The following is a 2,856-nucleotide window of genomic DNA, read 5'->3' as shown; positions in this document are numbered from 1 at the left end:
GCAAAGATCACCCTTATCTAGCATTCACGAATGTTGTGATGACGCCACATACTTCGGCATATACAATGGAGTGTTTGGAAGAAATGGGTACTAAATGTGTTCGTGATGTTGAAAATATTGTTGAGGGTAAATTGCCCGAACGGGCTGTTCAAACGCATAGCAAATATCTCTCTAAAGAGGTGGGAAATGCATGTTGAATGATTTGAAAGTAAAAGTAGGTCCTCAGTTTTATCGCTATCATATCGGTGCAATTGAGTATGTACCTGAGGTGTTGACAGAGTATGCTGCAAAGAATGTACTTATTGTTCACGGAACCGTTTCCTGGGAAAAAGCTAAGCAGTGGCTTAACTTTTTACAAGATGATCGCTATATATTCTCTTATCATCAATATACTGGTGAATGCAGTTATTATGGAGCAGATAGAATTGCAGCAGTTGTGCAGGAAAAACAGATTGACTTCATTATCGGAGTCGGTGGTGGAAAACTAGTAGATTTAGTTGGATATGCGGCACATACGATCAATATAAACTTTGGAGTGATTCCAACTTTAGCTAGTAATTGTGCCCCATGGACACCGCTTTCAGTTATGTACAAGGAAAGTGGAGAATCTGAAGGAAAAACAGAACACTATTTGCGGCAAGCTGCCTTCTTTATTACTGATCCTAAATTAGTGATTGATTCACCTGTTGAATACTTCATTGCGGGTTTAGCGGATACATTGGCCAAGTGGTACGAATCTGATGCTATCTTACAACAAGAACACTTGCAAAATGAACCGTTCTTGCAAATGGCGGGTTATACTTCCCAACTATGCAAAGATGCTATCACTCATAACTCTGCTAAAGCGATTGCTGATATGAAAAAATTAGAGGTCACTGAAGAATTTATTCATTTATCTGAAATTGTCTTTGCAGTTGCAGGTTTGGTTGGGGGATTAGGTGATAAATATGCGAGGAATGCTGCTGCACATGCTATGCATGACGCTATGAGCAAATATATTGCTGAAAGTCATCAATTCCTTCATGGCGAAAAAGTTGCATATGGTATTTTTTACCAATTAGCAATTGAAAAAAAATGGGAAATGATTGATGCATTATTACCATTTTATCAAGAACTAAATTTACCAACGTCTTTACATCAAATGGGTATCTTTCCAGAAGATGAGACAGTTCTTGAAAAAATGGTTCAGTTCATTGATTCAAAGGAAAAAGTTCATTTGATACCAGTACCGATTACAAAAGACTTATTATTAGATTCAATCTTCAAATTAGAAAAATATACTAACTAGATTTAGGAGGAGGACAACATATGGAAACTTTAAGTGTAATGCAAAGTTTACTAATTGCTTTATGGGTTGCGGCCATAATGTCAAGATGGCTAGGAGGAGGAGCAACGTTAACGTTACGTTTCTCGCCTTTAATGACGGGTCTTGTTGTAGGGGTCATAATGGGAGATGTTGCACAGGCAATGATTGTAACAGCAGCGTTGCAAATGATTTATATGGGTGTTTTTTCACCAGGGGGCACCATGCCTGCGGAACCATCTATTGCGGCTGCCATTGCTGTACCAGTTGCTTTACTAGGAAATCTTCAACCAGAAGCTGCTATTGCAGTAGCCGTTCCAGTAGGGCTCTTAGGCAGCTACCTGTATCAATTCCGCTTCTTTATCAATACATTTTTAGGTAAATACACAGATAAAGCAGTAGAAAGCTTGAATTCAAAATCAATTTCTCGCTCAATCATTCTTTATCCAACAATTGCATCATTTTTATTGTTTGTACCATTAGTATTTATTGCTCTTTACTTAGGAGCACCCATTATCGCGGATGTTATTACGGCTCTTGAAGGTACTGTAGTGATTCATATTTTAGAAGTGGTTGGTGGAGGACTGGCAGCAATCGGTATTGCAACAACGGTTTATGTCATTGGACGAAAAGATTACATGGTATTCTTCTTCCTGGCATATTTCATGAGTGTCGTCCTAAAATCACTAGAAATCACGATGGTTGCATATGCAATTTTCGGTGTATTGTTCGCATTGATCTTTGTTCAATCTCAAAAAGGAAAAAATGTACAAGTAGCAAATAACAGCACAGGAAGCACAAGTGCTTCTGTTGATGATGACGACGATTATGATGATGGGTTTTAATTAATGAGGAGGGAATAAAATGGCGAAAGTAATAGAAAATAAGAATCTTGCACCAGAAGAAATCACAAAAAAAGATGTAACTAAAGCATATCTGAGATGGCACTTTGCAAACGAGATTCCCCATTCGTTTGAACGTTATTTGGCTCCATCTTTGTTGTATGCAATGATGCCAATTTTGAAAAAGCTCTATAAAGATGACGATGCATTAAAAGCAGCTTATAAACGTCAATTGCTATTCTTCAATACTCAACTTAGTTGGGGTGGCGGCGTTATCACTGGACTAATGTCTTCTATGGAACAACAACGTGCTGAAGAAGAACATGAGAATAAAGAAATTTTGATGCAAGATGATTTGATGTATAACACAAAAGCTGGTTTGATGGGGGCTTTAGCAGGAATTGGTGATGCGATAGACTCAGGTACTGTTCAATACATTTTTATCGCCATCGCGATTCCGTGGGCACAACAAGGAAGTCCGTTAGGTGCACTGTTCCCATTTGTCTTTTTTGCACTATATCAAGCAATTTTAGGAGTGTTTTTCGCACGACAATCTTTTGCGATGGGTCGGAATGCTGCAGGGTTAATGCAAAGCACAGGTATCCAAACGGCAATTGAAACACTTTCAGTTTTAGGACTATTCATGATGGGTATCCTAGCTGGAAACTATGTAAAAGTCTCTTCAGCGTTGCAGTTTGATATTTCTGGTAA

At 38.4% G+C, this 2,856-nt stretch carries 3 protein-coding genes and 1 pseudogene; all 4 read left to right on the top strand.

The window, feature by feature from the left end:
• A pseudogene (locus tag RT405_RS00730) lies at window positions 1–197 on the top strand (hypothetical protein); the annotation flags it as partial.
• Window positions 191–1,288, top strand: a complete 1,098-nt coding sequence (locus RT405_RS00725; RefSeq protein ID WP_313466774.1) for an iron-containing alcohol dehydrogenase family protein — start codon at window positions 191–193, stop codon at window positions 1,286–1,288. The pseudogene RT405_RS00730 and the gene RT405_RS00725, both read left to right, overlap by 7 nt.
• Window positions 1,289–1,308: 20 nt before the next feature.
• A complete protein-coding gene (locus tag RT405_RS00720) occupies window positions 1,309–2,148 on the top strand; it encodes a PTS sugar transporter subunit IIC (protein ID WP_313466773.1) in 840 nt (279 codons plus the stop codon).
• Between the two features lie 19 nt (window positions 2,149–2,167).
• A partial coding sequence (locus RT405_RS00715) for a PTS system mannose/fructose/sorbose family transporter subunit IID (RefSeq protein WP_313466772.1) occupies window positions 2,168–2,856 on the top strand: 689 nt, incomplete at its 3' end.

Origin of the sequence: Carnobacterium sp. (genome assembly GCF_032094055.1) — a bacterium.
Lineage (GTDB): Bacteria > Bacillota > Bacilli > Lactobacillales > Carnobacteriaceae > Carnobacterium_A.
This window is presented reverse-complemented; position numbering and strand designations above follow the sequence as displayed.

Bases quoted from the DNA above. Each gene is read 5' to 3' on its own strand.
- RT405_RS00725 (WP_313466774.1), top strand. From the start codon at position 191: ATGTTGAATGATTTGAAAGTAAAAGTAGGTCCTCAGTTTTATCGCTAT.
- RT405_RS00720 (WP_313466773.1), top strand. From the start codon at position 1,309: ATGGAAACTTTAAGTGTAATGCAAAGTTTACTAATTGCTTTATGGGTT.